Origin of the sequence: Thermomonospora sp. CIF 1 (assembly GCF_001896795.1) — a bacterium.
Classification (GTDB): domain Bacteria; phylum Actinomycetota; class Actinomycetes; order Streptosporangiales; family Streptosporangiaceae; genus Thermomonospora; species Thermomonospora curvata.
This window is the reverse complement of sequence record NZ_MOYN02000013.1, coordinates 206,429-221,766: the sequence shown is the minus strand read 5'-3', so window position 1 is coordinate 221,766 and position 15,338 is coordinate 206,429. Positions and strand designations below refer to the sequence as shown.

10 protein-coding genes and 1 pseudogene are annotated in these 15,338 nt (G+C 70.2%); 4 read left to right on the top strand and 7 right to left on the bottom strand.

Annotated elements, in window-relative coordinates:
- The first annotated feature begins 341 nt into the window (after positions 1-341).
- Complete coding sequence (locus BUE48_RS06955) at positions 342-1,127, top strand: hypothetical protein (RefSeq protein WP_012851766.1); 786 nt, start codon at positions 342-344, stop codon at positions 1,125-1,127.
- A gap of 18 nt (positions 1,128-1,145) precedes the next feature.
- Here the strand turns inward: BUE48_RS06955 and BUE48_RS06950 are convergent, their stop codons facing one another.
- From BUE48_RS06950 to BUE48_RS06920, 7 genes are read right to left on the bottom strand one after another with little or no spacing between them, the layout of a single operon-like run.
- Positions 1,146-1,298, bottom strand: a complete 153-nt coding sequence (locus BUE48_RS06950; RefSeq protein ID WP_012851765.1) for a hypothetical protein — start codon at positions 1,296-1,298, stop codon at positions 1,146-1,148.
- 13 nt (positions 1,299-1,311) lie between these two features.
- Positions 1,312-2,982 carry a TRAFAC clade GTPase domain-containing protein gene (locus tag BUE48_RS06945; RefSeq protein WP_012851764.1) on the bottom strand — a complete coding sequence of 557 codons (1,671 nt, stop codon included), beginning with the start codon at positions 2,980-2,982 and terminating at the stop codon, positions 1,312-1,314.
- Positions 2,983-2,986: 4 nt separating this feature from the next.
- A complete protein-coding gene (locus tag BUE48_RS06940) occupies positions 2,987-5,365 on the bottom strand; it encodes a GTPase-associated protein 1-related protein (RefSeq protein ID WP_012851763.1) in 2,379 nt (792 codons plus the stop codon).
- Between the two features lie 17 nt (positions 5,366-5,382).
- A complete protein-coding gene (locus BUE48_RS06935) occupies positions 5,383-6,585 on the bottom strand; it encodes a TRAFAC clade GTPase domain-containing protein (protein ID WP_012851762.1) in 1,203 nt (400 codons plus the stop codon).
- Positions 6,586-6,589: 4 nt separating this feature from the next.
- Positions 6,590-9,277, bottom strand: coding sequence for a fibronectin type III domain-containing protein (locus tag BUE48_RS06930; protein ID WP_041439370.1), 2,688 nt, complete (start codon positions 9,275-9,277; stop codon positions 6,590-6,592).
- Positions 9,278-9,285: 8 nt separating this feature from the next.
- Positions 9,286-10,902 (bottom strand): Hsp70 family protein, encoded by a 1,617-nt coding sequence (locus tag BUE48_RS06925; RefSeq protein ID WP_286989382.1) that lies wholly within the window; start codon positions 10,900-10,902, stop codon positions 9,286-9,288.
- Entirely contained in the window at positions 10,899-11,528 is a 630-nt protein-coding gene (locus BUE48_RS06920; RefSeq protein WP_012851759.1) for a nucleotide exchange factor GrpE, read from the bottom strand. Before BUE48_RS06920 ends, BUE48_RS06925 begins: the two co-directional genes overlap by 4 nt.
- A gap of 95 nt (positions 11,529-11,623) precedes the next feature.
- On the opposite strand from BUE48_RS06920, the gene BUE48_RS06915 reads away from it, so the two are divergent.
- The 3 genes and pseudogenes from BUE48_RS06915 (at position 11,624) to BUE48_RS06905 (ending at position 15,284) form a co-directional block, all read left to right on the top strand.
- On the top strand, positions 11,624-12,706 hold the full coding sequence (locus BUE48_RS06915) for a macro domain-containing protein (protein ID WP_012851758.1): 1,083 nt from the start codon (positions 11,624-11,626) through the stop codon (positions 12,704-12,706).
- A 558-nt stretch (positions 12,707-13,264) separates the two neighbouring features.
- Positions 13,265-13,399 carry a hypothetical protein gene (locus BUE48_RS06910; protein ID WP_281055148.1) on the top strand — a complete coding sequence of 45 codons (135 nt, stop codon included), beginning with the start codon at positions 13,265-13,267 and terminating at the stop codon, positions 13,397-13,399.
- 353 nt (positions 13,400-13,752) lie between these two features.
- Positions 13,753-15,284: pseudogene (locus BUE48_RS06905) on the top strand (CocE/NonD family hydrolase).
- Positions 15,285-15,338 lie beyond the last annotated feature (54 nt).

Genomic DNA, 15,338 nt, shown 5'->3' with positions numbered 1-15,338 from the left:
CTCATCACCGTGGGTCTCATAGCGTTCCAGCAGTTCCTGTCCACGCTGCACCAGTTCTTCGAACCGTGCCATCGCGTCCTGCGTCATCGGTGCGCCCCGCTTCGGCTGTGAGTCCTTTTCTCAGCGCCGTCATCGAAGTGGTTCCCGGCGGGCCCTGCCGAGCTCGTCGCAAACAGTTCAGTAGCGGACCCGCCGGGAAATACCTTTCGCCCGTGCGTTGTGATTCTCGCATTAGCAGGTGGGACGAAGAGTGGTCGATTCGTGGGCGCGGTGGGTCGTTATCCGGGTCATGGAAGGTCCCCGCATTACAGCGCTCCGGCTGAACGCGCATGGTGGAAAACATGATCGATACGTTCCGCCGGATCGGCGGTGATCTGAAGAAACGGCGGCATGTCGAGGCCTATGTCGTGTCCGCGGGGGCGTTGCTGCTGGCGGTCTTCTCGCTGATCGTCGATCAGATTCCCGAAGATCTGCGCTGGGCGGTGATATCCGCCGGCATCGCCCTGCTGGTGTACCAGATCACCGTTCCGGAGCGGACGTTGCGCAATGACCGGCTGCTGGCCGACCGGAGCGACTTCGAAGATCATCCGCTGCCGCGGCGTTTCCGCACGGCACGGCAGGTGTGGCTGTTCGCCCCGTCCGGATCGAACGTGCTGAGTTCGGCCAACTGCGATGTACTGCGCAGGCGTGTGCTCAGCCGGCCGGACGGCGTCGTCCGCGTAGTGGTGCTCGACCCGTTGCGGGACGACGCCGTGACGCTGGCCGCCCACCAGCTCACCGGGTCGGTGGACTTCACCCACCGGCGTTTCCCCCAGACGCTGCGGTGCGTGGTGGAACACCTGCAGACCATGGCGCAGTGGCCGGTCAACGGGGAGTTCGGCTATCGGCTGTTCGGTTTCAACCCCGGTTTCAGCCTGCTGGCCATCGATCCCCACCAGCGCGGCGGAATCCTCATCGTCGAATTCCACGGGGTGCGCAACGAATCGATCTCGTCGCGGATGCACATCGTCTTGACCCGGGCGCGCGACGGGCACTGGTACGACTACTGGCTCGAGCAGTTCGAGCACATCTGGCGCAACGCCCGGGTGCCCGCCGCGCTGTCTTCGGGTGTCCACCGGCCCGAGTGAGAGCGCCGCTCAAAGGCGCTACCCGCTCGTTCCGTCCGTTCCCATCGCCCCGACCAGCAGGACGAGGCCGACCACGATGAGGACCGCCAGAGCAGCGAAGTACAGGCCTGCGACACCGGCAAGCACCGAGAAGATGGCGCGTCGCCAAGGACGGTAAGGGTCGAAGGTCACCGTGAGCCTCCCTTCAGGCGGATCGAACCGCGGGCTCGACCCGGATTCCTTCCTGGGCCAGGATCCAGGCGGCGAGATCGATGATGCTGCCGGCGAGGACTCCCCCGTCGAGCCAGGCGCTGGTGCGGAAGAAATGAACCTGGCCGAAAGAACGCCGCATGAGCCGCACCAGGCCGCCCAGTCCCGCCTCGTCCTGCAGCCACGCTTCAATGGCGGCGCTGTCCTCGCCGAGACCGGACGCCGCAGGGCTGGAGCGCACCAGGTCGTCCTTGGTCAGCGCCACGGCCAGGCGGGCTCTGCGGATCGGCACGCCATGCCCCTCGATGTTCTGCACTACCTGACCGAAGGCGAAATAGGGGTCGTCGTCGGAACGCAGCGGAACGAGCCGGGCCTGTTGGGCGGGGGTCAGGGCGTCCCAGATCGCGTCGATCCGCAGCGGGTCGAGGGTGAACAAGAACGTGCGGGCCTCCCGCATGTACTGCAGCTTCCGCAGTGACTCCGAATCACGGACGAACTCACCGGGCGCATCGAACAGGTGCAGCAGCCGAGGAGAGCTCCTGGCCGGGCGGACGTGCAGCGAATAGGGGCGCGGCAAAGCGGCGGCGCCCGTCTTCGCGGTGGCCGTGCCGGCTACGAGCGCGTCCCTGAACCGCGCGTAGATCGCCTGGGACTCCTCATCGGCGATCGCCGCGGAGACTCCGTGGAGCCGGCCGCTCTCGCACAGCGCCATGACGAGCGCGGTCATCAAACGGGTCTTGCCCGCCGCGACGCCGCCCAGCACGGGAATGACGATCTCGCGCATCTCGCCCACGTTCCTGGCCAGTGATCCCTTGCAGTACGGGCAGTGCGCCTTCAGTTTCCCGCTGCCGGTGAGCAGCAGCGTCGGCATCGCGGTGCCGCACGCGCACACACGTTTGAACATGCCGTAGCGCCCCGGCCTCACGTCCTTGTGCAGCCGCCCGCAGCCGGGTGCCGGGCACTCATAGGAGGGATAGGGGACCCGCAGATGGCAAGACGGGCACTTGATCTTGATCTGCTTGATCCGCAGCAGCAGCGTATCGGCCCCGCGCAGCACGCCGATGCCGATGAAACAGGATGCGGCCAGCACCACCAGCGCCAGGAGCTGGATCACGAACAGCACCACGACGACGGCGAAGCCGAGGTAGGTCCCCATCTGCATGCCGGCCGTGACGAGCCACGCGAAGTACCTGTGCGCCACCCGAAAGAAGGAGAATCTAATTCTCGCACTGTACTCCCGCACCCTGTGGATGTGGGAGTCGATCACCTGCCACGGCTGGAAGAGCCCTTCCCGCGCCATGTACCGCACATCGATGAAGACCTGTTTGAACAGGTAGTGGAGGTAGGCGGGCTCCTCCGAGTCCGACCCCCGTCCAGGTGCGGCGACGGGAGCGGGATTCGAGGTCCCGCCCTCTCCCATCATCCCGATGAGCGTACGAAGGTAGGCCACGACGCAGATGCTCGGATAGACCAGAAAAGTCGTGGCCATGAAAATGAGGACTGAAATGCTGAACAGCAGCGCAAAGACTGCACCCGCGACCGGCAGCCAGACCGGAGCCGAGGCCAGGAGCAGCGCTCCCCCGTAAAAAGTCCCCAGGCAGCCGATGTCCCTCAGCCCTTTCTTCCAGGGCGGCTCAGGCGACTGCGGTGCGTGATACGACGTCATGTCGTCACTTCCTTTCCCTACGCCGCCACAGCAGGTGCGGCAGCCGGTTGCGTGCGGGGGGCCGGTGCCGTTCCAGCCAGCGCTGGAACTGTCCGGCCGTCAGGCCGGGGTGTTCGCCGACGGCGCGGGCCACGGCCCGTAGCCGACGCCCGCGCCAGTGCGGCAGGCGCTGTGCCAGCATCCGCTCGGCGACCTCGGCGACTTCTCCGAGCCCGTGCGCCGTCGCCTCGTGCAGCAGGACGAAGGCGTTCGCGGCGGCGGTGACGGCCGTTTTCTCCTCGCCGTCCAAGGCCCGGTCCATTCCTTCCAGGCAGGCGCGGCGGACCTCGTCCGAGGCGCCGCCCAGCTGCCGGGCCAGTTGCCGTCCGGGCAGCCGCGGCAACAGCTCCGAAAGCCGCAGCAGCAGGTAGTCCCGGGCCGGTGCGGCCGGCCCGTGGTAGCCGGCGACCAGCGCTGCGGCGGCCTTGATGCGCTCTTCGTCCCCGGACGCCCGGGTGAAGGCCTGTGCGGTCTGGCGGACCCACCGCACCGCCGCCGCCCGTCGTCTCAGGTCCGTCGACAGCGCCCTGCCCACCGGCTGCCTTTCCACCAGCTCGTGCAGGCGGGCGCGTTCTTCGGCGGCGGCTCCCCGGCCTCCGGTGAAGGGAGCGGCCAGCAGCGGCGTCACCCAGTCGGCGAGCACCGTGGAGGCGGCGTCCCGTTCCGGCAGGCGCGGCAGGATCTCGGCCGCGTCCGCCACCGACCAGCCCTCTGGCCAGAGCGCGGCCGGCAGGGTCGCATCCAGCGGCCGCCGCTCCAGGATCGACAGCAGGGTCTGTATCCGCAGCCGCGGCTCGCGCCGGGCCCGGGCGATCAGGGTCGCCTCGTGCAGCGCCGGGTGGGCCTTCAGCTCCGTCTCCGGCACCGCCCCGGTGAACGCCTCCAGGCCGTCCGCGAGCACCCCCGCCATGCGGGACAGGTCGGTGCGCGCCAGGGCGGCCAGGTGGGCCAGCGCCCCGGCCCGCAGCGCCGGCCAGCGTTCCAGCAGCTCGCACAGCTGCGGGTCGACCCGCTCGGCCAGGCGCGGCCCGAGCACGCGCAGGCCCTGGTCGCGGAGCAGCCCCGGGTCCAGCCGCAGGCCGTACCCGGCGGCGAGGCCGAGGGTGTCGGTGAGGACACCCAGGTCGGCGCCGGTCAGCCGCTGGGTGCACAAGGCGGTGGCGTGCTCGCGGGCGGCGGGTGAACGCAGTGTGACGAGGGGGGCCGGCCGTCCCCGCACCCGCGCGGTGATCAGCGCGGTCTCGGTGTCGGTGAGCAGCTCGGCGAGGCCGCGGGAGGCGGCCAGGGCGGCGATCGGCTGCAGCTGGGCCACCGGCAGGTCCCGGTGCCCCACCAGCGCGGCGCCCAGCCGTCCCACCGTCTCGGCGTCCAGGTCGCGGTCGCACAGCCAGGCGCAGACGGCCTCCAGGTCGCCCGCTTCCAGGGGCAGGCCCTCCAGCAGCGCCGCGGCCGCCGCCACCGGGTACCAGTCGGCGAGCCGCCGCTCGGTGCCGTCCGCGAGCGCCTCGGCGCGCCGCCACAGCGCCTCGGCCCGGACGGCCCCGGCGCCGGCCAGTAGCCGCGGCAGTGGCCCGGGCTCCAGGTCGCTGGCCCGCCCGCTGGTGCAGTCGAACAGGTAGAAGCTCTCAAACGCCTGCCGGTCGACGGTGAAGTCGGCTCCGGGAACGGTGCCGATCAGGTGCCGGCGGCTGTAGGCGGGCCGGAACTGGTAGGTGGCGAACGACATCGCCGCGGTCAGCGGCGGCGGGAGCAGGTGGGAGACGGCTGCGATCCAGTGGACGATCTCGGTGGTGTCGGCGGCGTGGATCACCACGGAGCGGTCTTGGTCGAGCACGGCCCGTTCGACCGCGACCAGCAGGAGGGGCAGCCACTCGCTCCGCGAGTTCTCTTTCAGGAAGGCGTCGACGGCGGCGCGGTCCAGCGGTCCGGGCCGCAGCGGGCCCTCCAGGGCGGGCAGCTCGGTGCTCTCGGCGATCTGGTGCGTCCACCACGGCGCTCCCCACAGCTCGATGGGCGGCGGCCCTGGCCAGCGTGCGGCGTCGGCGGGGACCACGGCGTGCACGAAGTAATTGCCGAACCGCCCCGAATAGTCGGTGCCGGTGAAGACGGTGTGGGCCAGGACGGGAGTCGGGCCGGGCTCGAAACACAGATTGACCGGGCAGGAGGTGATCTGGTCGGGGTCGGGAGAATTTTCCAGCCAAGTCGGCGGCTCATAGGAGCCCATCTCCTCCACCTGGTGCATCACCTGCGCCGAGACCCCCGGAGTCACCGCGTTGAACTGGTAGCCGGCGAAACCGGACAGGCCGGTGCGGCAGGAGGTGTAGTAAAGCTGGTGGAATCGCATGTCGGCTCGTCCTTCTTTCAGCCCTTGGAGGTGGGCACCATGCCGAATCGGCTCAGCAGCCACAGGAACGGATCGGCCACCCGATAGGGGCGGATGCCCTTGGGATCCACCTCGTTGTTCTCCGTCGGGCTGTCGCCCAGCGCCGACAGGCCGAAATAGCGGAAGGCGGTGTAATTGCGGGTCAGGATGTGGTCGATCTGCCCGCCCTCCCACTCGTGCAGCAGCGCCCGCACGTATTCGTGCACCGCCAGGCTGTCGGCCTCGTCGAAGCACGGCTTATCCGACGGCGGCTCCCACAGCAGCGGGCTGTCGGCGGAGAAGGTGTGCCGCAGGGCGTCGATCTTGGAAAAGGCGACCGCGATGGGGGTGGGGACGCGGCTTTGCGGGCTGCGCTGCTGCGCCTGGTAGAGCAGGTCGGTGACCCGGGCCAGCACGTTGACGGGGCTGTCGGTGTGCTCGTCCAGCACCGGCAGCGGGGTTCCCGGCCGGGCCAGCTTCCGCGCCCCGCGCATCTGGAGCGGGTCCAGCAGCAGGATGATGCCGTCCGCGGCGGCCAGGTAGCGGACGTTGAGCTCCACGCTCTCGCGGGAGGTCAGGTCCTCGCCGGCGGTGTCGAAGAAAGAGGTGATGGTGTCCCGGTTGCGGGAGCGGCGCAGCCGGCGCTGTTCGTCCAGGGTGACCTTGAATACCAGCGGGCGGCGGGGTTCGGCCCGGGCAGTGCGTGTCGTGCCCGGCAGCATCCGCTCCCGGTAGAGCGTCTTTTCATAACGCCGGGAGAATTCAGCGCGGGTGTGGTCGTCGGAGCCGACCACGGCCGCGTTGAAACGCCGCCCCACTGAGTGCATGAGTTCGTGCAGCAGCACGGTCATGTACACCGTCTTGCCGGTGGCCTTGGCCCCGACCATCGCGATCATCTTGTTGTCGACGCGGTCGAAGTGCACCGGCAGCAGGCTGTGGCAGTGGGGGCAGATGCGCTGGGTGGTTTCGCCCCGGCAGTGGGGGCAGCGGGCGGCCATGCGCTCGCCTTTGGCGGAGAAGGCCGGCGGCAAAGGCTTGACCAGCCCGAAGTACTGTTCCTGCTTTTCGTCTCTTTTGCGCTCGCACCCTTCGCCCGCAGGGCCGCGCAGCCCGGTGCACCGGAATTTGATCTCGCGGGGTTGGAACGGCAGGTAGCAGTAAGGGCAGATCAGCCGACGCGATGCGGAGAACAGGGAAGGCATCTTCTCACCACGCTCCCGAGAGGCGTCGCAGCGTGATCGCATCCCCGGACTCGTCGGCCTGCGGGTCGGGGAAGCACACCAGCCAGGAGCGGCCGCCACGGGCGGGCGGGACCTCGATCGGCACCGTGACCGGGGTGGCCGGGTCCAGCTCACGGGCCGGCACCCGGCAGATCACCTCGCCCTGGTCGGGGCGGAGCGGGCGCACGCTCCCCACGTGGTGCACCACCACCAGCGGCGGCATGCGGCAGCGGCGCTCGGCGGTGAGCACCAGCGTGGCCCGTGAGCGGCGGCGCAGCCCGGACCGGCGGCGGAACTCGTAGCGGACCTCCGTGCCGGCGGCGGAGACCGTCACCGAACGCGGCCGGGACCGGGAGCGGCCGTGGACGTCCCGCACCACGGCTCGCACGGTGACCTCACCGGCGTCCTGCCCGACCGGAAGGCGGCAGCCGCCGTTGTCCTCATACGTTCGGCGCCCGCACTCGACGGTGGTGGGCGGAGCGGAGCCGTCTGCCGGCCTCCAGGTCACCTCGGCGAGCCCCACGCCCGGCGGCCACACCCAGCTCACCAGCAGCGTCTGCCCCATCCTGCGGGCGGTCAGCTCACTGACCGCCGCCACGGTCTGCAACGCGGTCGCGGCGCCTGCCACCGCAAGCCCCGCGCCTCGGCTCACCGCCAGGTAGTGCCGGCGTCCCGGTTCGGCGGGGACGGTCAGGTGCATGCGCCCGTCCAGGCCGCGGACGGGGGCGCCCGCCAGCTCCCGGCCGTAGCGGCCGAGCTCGGCGGGCTCCACGCGGGTGCCCGGCGGCCAGGGGGGCGGATCCTGCGCCACCCGGATCGTCACCTGGCCGGCCTCCGGAGGGGTCCAGGAGAGCTCGACCATGGGGGCGCCCTCCGTCTGCGACGGCTCGGCCGACAGGTCGGTCACCGGCTCTGGGCGCCGTTGGGGGGTGGCCTCTGCGACGAGCCCGCGGGAGTGGCAGCGGGTGCCGTCCGGGCCGGTGTAGACGGCCTGGATGCGGTAGCGGTAGCGGCGGCCGGGCACCACGTCGGTGTCGGTGAACCCGTCCCGGGCGGTCACGGGAAGGCGGTTCTGCTCCCGGTCGTCGGTGGTGCGGGTGACGATGACCTCGGTCATCTCCTCGGGGGGCCGCCAGGTCACCGCCACCGCGTCCTCTCCGGCCGTGATCGACAGGTCCTCGACCTCGGGCAGCAGCAACAGCGGCGGGGCCGCGGCGGGGGCCGACCACACGCCTTCGGCGCGGGTGGCGAACACGGTGTAGACCACCTCCACGCCGGGCGGCGGCGCCGAGTCGGTCACCTCGTTGGCGTCGGTCTGCCCGATGAGGACGCCTTGACCGGCGCCCTGGGCCGCGCTTCCCACAGTGCGGACCACGCGGTAGCGCACCTGTCCGGTCCGGGCGGGGGCGGGATCCCAGGCCACGGTGACGCGGCGGCCCTCGCAGCCGGTGCGCACCCGTTGCGGGGCGGGCGGCGGCAGGGCGCGCAGCCGCTCGGCGAGGTCCTCGTCGTCGGCTGCGATCCGCAACGCGGCGGCCAGGCGCTCGGCGGCCTCCTCGGTGCGACCCTCGGTGATGAGCCGGGCGGCCTGCTCGGCCAGTTCGTCGGCCTGGCGGGCGCGTTCGACAACCCGTTGGCGCAGCTGCGGCTCCTGGTCGGCGGGGAGCTGCTCCAGCAGCCGCTGGGCGGTGCGCAGCCGGTCGGCTCGCAGTGCCTGCTCGATCTCGCGGACCGGGTCGGGGGCGGCGCCGGCCGCCGAGCCGGCCCGGGACAGCGCGAACGCCAGTTCCTCGGCCTGGTCGCGGACCAGGCCGAGCTCGGCGGCGCGCTCGGCGACCTGCCTGGCCGGCAGGCCCGCCGCCGCATAGGGGCGCAGCGTCTCGGCGACCTCCCACACCAGCAGCTCATCCAGCCGGCCCGGGGCGGCGGCCGCCTTCTCCAGGGTCGCCAGCACGCTGTCGAGCAGGGGTTTGCTCTCGTCCTGGGCGCGGGTCCGCTGCCGGGCCTTGGCGGCGGCGATGGTCTCGGCGGTCAGCGTCCCGCCCGAACCGGCTTGGAGGGCGAAGCGGGGGCGGAGCCGGAAGCCGCCGCGGACCGCCTGGGCGCCGAAGACCACCTCCGCCGACAGCCGCAGGCCGAGCCGCTCGAGCTGCTCGTGCAGCCGCTGGTACTGGGAGGCCGGGATGGGGGGGTCGGACGGCAGCTCCCAGGGCCGGTCGACGAGGCGGATCTTGTGCTCGGCCAGCAGCCGCCGGAGCCGAGGGGCGCAGGCGGGGCCTCCGCCGAGGGCGATGAGCTCTTCTAGTGCCTGCGGGTCGAGGCAGGGGGTGGTCGCAGCCATCGCCGCGACCATCTCCTGGAGCTTTCTTTCGTTCTCCTCCCGCCGTCGCCGGCTCTCCTCCTGGAAGTACCGCAGGGTGAGGCGACCGGCTCGCTCCAGCTCCTGGTGGGCGGCGAGCAGGGCCTCGATCAGCTTGGCGTAGACGCGGCTGCGCTGCCGGAGCACCCGCCAGTAGGCGACGACCTCCTTGAGGTGGGCGGCGAACTCCGCTTCCGAGGAGAGCCGGACCTGGTCCAGGCCGTAGCGCTCGAACAGGTCGGCCGGAAGAGCGTTGCCCGCCTTCCTGGCCGGGTCGAGCACGGCCTTGCGGTAGGTGTCCTTGTCGAACGCCACGGCCGGCATCACCCACTGGTGCTGTAGCGCGCGATGGCGGCCTTGGCCTCGTTCACCTGGGCCTCGGAGAGCCCTTCGATGCGGATCTCGATGGTGAGATCCTTTTTGGTCTGCAGTTCCACCGCGTGGACGCTCAAGGTGCCGAGCTCGTCCATGGCGAAGGTGATGTCGACGGGCGAGCCCTGCGGCAGCGGCGGCAGATCGGTGATGGTCCCCTCGCCGATCTTGACGTTGTCGGCCAGGTTGGGGGATTCCACCGCCCCGGCCTGCTCCCAGATCTCCACTTCGATGGCGACCTGGTTGGGGTAGGCGGTGCAGAACCGCTGGGGGTCCGGCCGGGCCGGCAGCGGTGTGTTGGCCTTGAGGACGTGGCTGATGGAGAAGCGCTCTTCCCCCCCTGCGACGTCGTCGAGGACCTTGACGCCGAAGGCGCGGGGCACGACGGCGGCGACCCGCCGGCCGGCCAGGCGGCGCACCTTCTCCGGCTCCATCCCGATGCGCTCGGCCACCTGGGCGACGGCCTCCTCGGAGGGGGCGGCCGTCCCCCCTTCCTCGCCGGGCAGCCGGATCTTGATCGACTCGATGAGGGCGAACTGGGCCGCCCCTTTGGCGACGGCCAGGTCGGGGTCGTGCAGCTTTGGTTCGAAGCCGAAGCGTTTGCGCAGCCCTTCGGCCACCGCGGGCATCCGCGTCGACCCGCCGACCAGCAGCACCTCGTCGAAGGAGGTGACGCCCTGGGCGCCGGCCTGCTCGATGGTGCGCTCGGTGATGTCGAAGGTCCTGGTCAGCAGGTCCTCGGTGAGTTCTTCGAACTTCTCGCGGGTCAGTTCGACCTGGGCGGTGGCGCCGCCGAAGCGCATGTTGTGACGCCGCGAGCGGGTGGTGCTGAGCGCCTTCTTCATGTCCTCGGCGGCGAGCGCCAGCTCCTGCAGGAAGTCCTCGTTGTCGGCGGCTTCCGAGCCGAGGTTGGCGTCCAGGAATCCCTGCAGCAGGTAGTCGGCGATCCGCTCGTCCCAGTCGGCACCGCCCAGCCGGTGGTCGCCGTCGGTGCACACCACCTGGACGTCGCCGCCCTGCATCCGGACGACCGTGGTGTCGAAAGTGCCGCCGCCCAAGTCGTACACCAGGATCGTGGCGTCGCCCTCGGCAGTCAGCGTCCCGTAGTGGAGGGCCGCCGCCACCGGCTCGGGGATCAGGTTGAGCACGTTCAAGCCGGCGATCTTGCCGGCGTTGCGGGTGGCCTCCCGTTCGGCCACGCCGAAATAGGCGGGCACGGTGATGACGACGTCGCGCACCTCCTGGTGGACGTACTCGGAGGCGGCGCGGGCCAGTTCCTTCAAGATGAGCGCCGAGATCGTCTCCGGGGTGTGCTTGACCCCGTGGAAGTCCATCTCGAACTGCTTGCCCATCTGCCGTTTGATCAGGGAGACCACCTGATCGGGGAAGAGCTTCGCCGAGGCCTTGGCGTCCTGGCCGACGACGACGTTGTCGGGGGTCTCGAAGTACACCACCGAGGGAGTGGTGTCCTGCCCGACCATGTTCTTGGCGACGACCGGGCGCCCGGTTTCATCGATGTAGGCGATGCACGAATAGGTGGTGCCGAGGTCGATGCCGAAAGTCGTCATTCTTCCCGCTCTTTCAAGTTTTGTCCGGAGTGTTCCAGTGTGGAGGGAACGGTGGAGGAGGCCGCCTTCTCAGAACCGCGGAACTGGTGAAAACGAGCCCGGACGGGACGGCGGACCCGGCCTGTCTCGCGCTCCAGGAAGCCCGACGCCACGACCTCGGCCACGGTGTTGTCCAGCGCCTCGTCCTCGACCGGCAGCACCGACACCGCGGCGTGCTTTCCCGGTTCGAAGGGGTCTCCGGGACGGGCGGTGAACTCCTCGAAACCGCAGCGGTCCAAGATCAGCAGCACATCGTCGGCAAAGCTGTCCAGCAGCCGGCCGAAGGCCTCATCGGCCGGCCGCGCAGCCTCCCGCCGCAGCGAGTCGTACAGCCTGATCAGGTCACTGACGACCGGCTCCAGGATGGCGCGGTGCAGACCATTGCGCAGCCGCTGGTTCTCCTCATGGAGCCGGTCGATCACCGCCTCCCGGTGCGCTGAGCGGCGGTGGAACTCCGTCACCGTTTTCTCGAGCGCCGCCAGCCGCTCGGCAAGCGTGTCCGGAAAGCTGTCTTTTGCAGGACCGGATTCCGCGGGCTCAGCGATCTGCGTGGTCTGTTCCTCGGTCGTCACAGGTTCGCTCGCCATGGAGGAACTCCTCGATTACGTCGAGTTTCAGCACGGTTATTTCGCTGCTTCCGCACCGCCACCGAAGCACCGATGGGGATGGCATCCTGGAGGCCATGGAGCCCCCCGCCTACGAGCTGCTGACTGCCGATCTGAAGAAATTGCGCGAACGAGGACTGGCGCGCCTGCGGCAAACCTCGTTGCCCGCCCTGGAGACGGCGGCGGCCTTGTGCGGAGACGGCGATCCGGCCTCTGGCAGCATGTACCGGACCGCCACACTTGAGGACATCTTGCGCAAAGCAGTCGCCGACCTGGGCGGAGACCTCTCCGAGGCGGCCGGCTACACCTTCGGACTGGTGTCCGGCACCCGCGACTGGCCCGTCGGAGAACGCCGGAAAAGAGCCGCCGCCATTTATGGGGTCAGCACCGAACGCTTCCGCAAGCACCACGAACAGCTCATCGTGGAGCAAGTTGCAGAATCCATCCTCAAACTCTGCAAAACGAACGAATCGGCACGCTCTGCACCGCCGTCTGCTCCCGCGTTGCCCGACGGCCCTCGAGAACTGCGGCTCGGCGGTCCCGAGCTGCCCGTGACGCTGCACTTCATGCCGGTGGAGATGGTCCGGGGAGTCGATGTGATCGTCTCCTCGGAGAACGTCTACCTGGAGATCTCCAAACTCTTCCGGAGCTCGTTGTCGGCCGCACTGCGCCGGGCCGCCGCCCGCATCAGCGAGACCGGCGAGATCCTCGACGATGTGATCCAGCGGGAGCTGACCCAGTGGATGCGCAAGCACGGCCGGTTCGGCCTGCCGGTGGCGGCGGGCACCGTCGCTCCGACCACCCCAGGGGAGATGGCCCGGGCGGGAGTGCGACGGCTCTACCACGCGGCGGTCGCCGTCCCCCGCATGGGCGGAGACGCATACGACATCACCCCCGAGGCCGTGGCCCGGGCCGTCCGCAACGTCTTTCATCTGGCCGAGCAGGAACGGGAGCGCTTCGATCCACCACTGCGGTCGATCGCCTTCCCGCTTTTCGGCGCCGGCCGGGGCGGGCTCGATCCAGCGGTGAGTTTCGGTTATCTGTGGGCTGCGCTGGAGCGAGAGATCGGCGGCCGCAGCGGGCACTGGGACCTGCACCTGATCACGCGTTCCAGGCGTGACGCCGAGGCGGTGGTGCGGCTGCTCGACCGGAATGGATGAGCCTCGCCTGGCGGTTTCAACGAATCCCATCCGGGCCGTGGCCGGAACCGCCTCGATCCGGCGTCCCGGGACCGCCGCGCCCCGGTGGCGGCGGTCCCGGGAAGGGCGCGGCGATGCGGTCTCCACCGGCCCCCCCATGCCATGCCGCGACCGCTGCCGGCAGTCCCGCACCCGCCGCATCGCTCCACCGTTCGGCTTCAGCCCCATGGTGGTAAGCAAACCTTCCCGACCGGGCGGCCATCGGGTTGCGCACTGGTTGCTTTCCGGGCGTTTCCGGGGTTCCGCCTTCACATGCCGGTCCATCGGGAGCGATGTCGCACACCGCTGCCGGTGTCCGAGTGCGGGTTTCAGGTTACAGGTGATGAGGCAGCGATCATCAGGGCTTTTGAGGGACCTGCTCAAGCTCCGGGAACGGGGCCGGCCGAAGGCTTTTGAACGCCATGACGGCGATGACGGCCTGAAACCATCCGATGACGATTCGGCCCCCTCCTTCGAAACACAGATCCTGGGGAACACACCTTCGACATGAGTGCCCGCAGGCGTGAAAAAGGAGGGCCGATGTCGGGCAGTGGGCGAGGCAAGGAGCCTGGCCGCCATCCTGGCGGCATGATCGAAAAGATCCTGATGATCGCCATCGACAAGCGGGGATGGAGTTCTCCGGCAGGTGCGCCAGGCTTCGTCGACCGGCTCTGATCTTCTGCGCGTCCTGAAACCGTACGACGACCGACCGGCAAGGACTCCTGCGGGTCGCCCGGCCGATCTCGTCCGTCACAGGCTTGAAGGCAGGTCGGCGGAGGGCGCCGCAGGGGAAGAGACCAATCCGGCCGAGTACTGCTTTTGATCGTTCACCCGGTTCGAGACCGGTTCTCCTGATTACGTGCGGTTGAGCCATATCCTGACGGCCGGTACCGGGCGGCGCGAGCCGGACGCGGTCGTCTACGACGCCTTCCCCTGCCCTGATCCCGCCCCTCAAGGAGGCAGCGCCCGTGGCCAAGCTAAACCGTCCCGCCGTGCCGGTCACCACGGTGCTCGATCAGCCGATCGAGATGCGCGACGGCACGATCCTGCGCGCCGATGTGCACCGGCCCGCCGAGGGTGGCCCGTACCGCACGGTGCTGGTGCGCAACCCCTACGGGGAGCCGTTGTTCCGGCGCGTGCCGGTCGTCCCGTACCTGCGGGCGGGGCTTGCGGTGGTGCTGCAGCACTGCCGGGGGCGGGGCAGCAGTGACGGGGAGTTCACCCCGTGGGTGGACGAGGGGCGCGACGGGGTGGACACCGTCGCGTGGATCGCCGCCCAGCCCTGGTCCAACGGCGAGGTGGTGGCCGCGGGCACCTCGTATCTGGCCGGGTGCGCGCTGCAGCTGGCCGCCCAGCGGCCCGCGGCGTTGAAGGCCGTGGTGGCCTCGATGACTCCGCACGATTTCTATGACGGGCTCAAGTACCACGGGGGTGCGTTCGCGCTGGGCTCGGCGTTCCACTGGGGCAGCCTGCAGGGGATGCTCGGGGCGCTGCACGCGATGGCGGGCGGGCAGGACGCCTCCGGCCGGCTCGGGGTGCTGCTGCCGGTGCTGGCCGATCCCGATGCCGCCTTGCGGACGCTGCCGATCCGGGACGTCCCCGGGGTGTCGCAGGCATTCCCCTTCTGGCGGGACTGGGTGGACCACCCCGAGCGGGACGCATACTGGACGGAGCCGGCCGAAACCCTGCGCCATGACCGGATCGAGGTGCCGGTGCTGCACATCGCCGGGTGGTTCGATGTGTTCCTGCGCGGCACCTTGGAGAACTTCCGGCGCATCCCCGGCGGACGGCTGATCGTCGGGCCGTGGACGCACCTGTCCCAAGAGAGCGGGGTCGGGGAGCTCAACTTCGGCTTCGGGGCCTCGGCGCAGGCAGTGATGCTGGAGGCCGAGCAGATCGCCTTTTTGACCGGGCGCACCGACGGGCCGAAGGTCAAGTACTTCACCATGGGCGCCAACACCTGGCGGGAGGCCGCATCGTGGCCGCCGCCCGGGGCCGGGTCCGTCCGCTACTACCTGCACCCCGGCGGGCTGCTGTCGCCGCGGGCGCCGGTGACCGGCGCCGAGCCGTACCGGTTCGTGCACGACCCGGACGACCCGGTGCCCACCTGCGGCGGGCCGCTGCTGCTGCCCGACCGGTCAACGTCGGCCCCCGCGACCAGCGGGCGGTGGAGGAACGCGCGGACGTGGTGCGCTTCACCACGCCGGTACTGGAACGGGACGTGGAGGTCACCGGGCCGATCACAGTGGTGCTGCACGCGGCGACCTCGGCGAGCGGCGGCGGCGACTGGACGGCCAAGCTGGTGGACGTGCACCCCGACGGCCGGGCGATGAGCGTGATCGACGGCATCGTGCGCTCCGGCGGCGGCAAGCTGCGGCACGAGATCGACCTGGCGGCCACCAGCCAGGTCTTCCGGGCCGGGCACCGGATCCGGCTGGAGGTCGCCTCCTCCGACTTCCCGTGTTTCGACCGCAACCCGGCGACCAAGCGGGCCGAGCAGACCGTCTTCTGCGACGCCGAGCGGCCCTCGTGGATCACGCTGCCGGTCATGGGCGGATGATCCCGGTGCCGGGCCGAACGATCCGAGGACGCCGGTCCGGTCCGGGCGAGCCGG

Excerpts from the sequence above, each read along its gene's own strand:
- BUE48_RS06920 (WP_012851759.1), bottom strand. The coding sequence starts at position 11,528 with ATGGCGAGCGAACCTGTGACGACCGAGGAACAGACCACGCAGATCGCT.
- BUE48_RS06940 (WP_012851763.1), bottom strand. The coding sequence starts at position 5,365 with ATGCGATTCCACCAGCTTTACTACACCTCCTGCCGCACCGGCCTGTCC.
- BUE48_RS06925 (WP_286989382.1), bottom strand. The coding sequence starts at position 10,902 with ATGACGACTTTCGGCATCGACCTCGGCACCACCTATTCGTGCATCGCC.
- BUE48_RS06915 (WP_012851758.1), top strand. The coding sequence starts at position 11,624 with ATGGAGCCCCCCGCCTACGAGCTGCTGACTGCCGATCTGAAGAAATTG.
- BUE48_RS06935 (WP_012851762.1), bottom strand. The coding sequence starts at position 6,585 with ATGCCTTCCCTGTTCTCCGCATCGCGTCGGCTGATCTGCCCTTACTGC.
- BUE48_RS06910 (WP_281055148.1), top strand. The coding sequence starts at position 13,265 with ATGTCGGGCAGTGGGCGAGGCAAGGAGCCTGGCCGCCATCCTGGCGGC.
- BUE48_RS06945 (WP_012851764.1), bottom strand. The coding sequence starts at position 2,982 with ATGACGTCGTATCACGCACCGCAGTCGCCTGAGCCGCCCTGGAAGAAA.
- BUE48_RS06955 (WP_012851766.1), top strand. The coding sequence starts at position 342 with ATGATCGATACGTTCCGCCGGATCGGCGGTGATCTGAAGAAACGGCGG.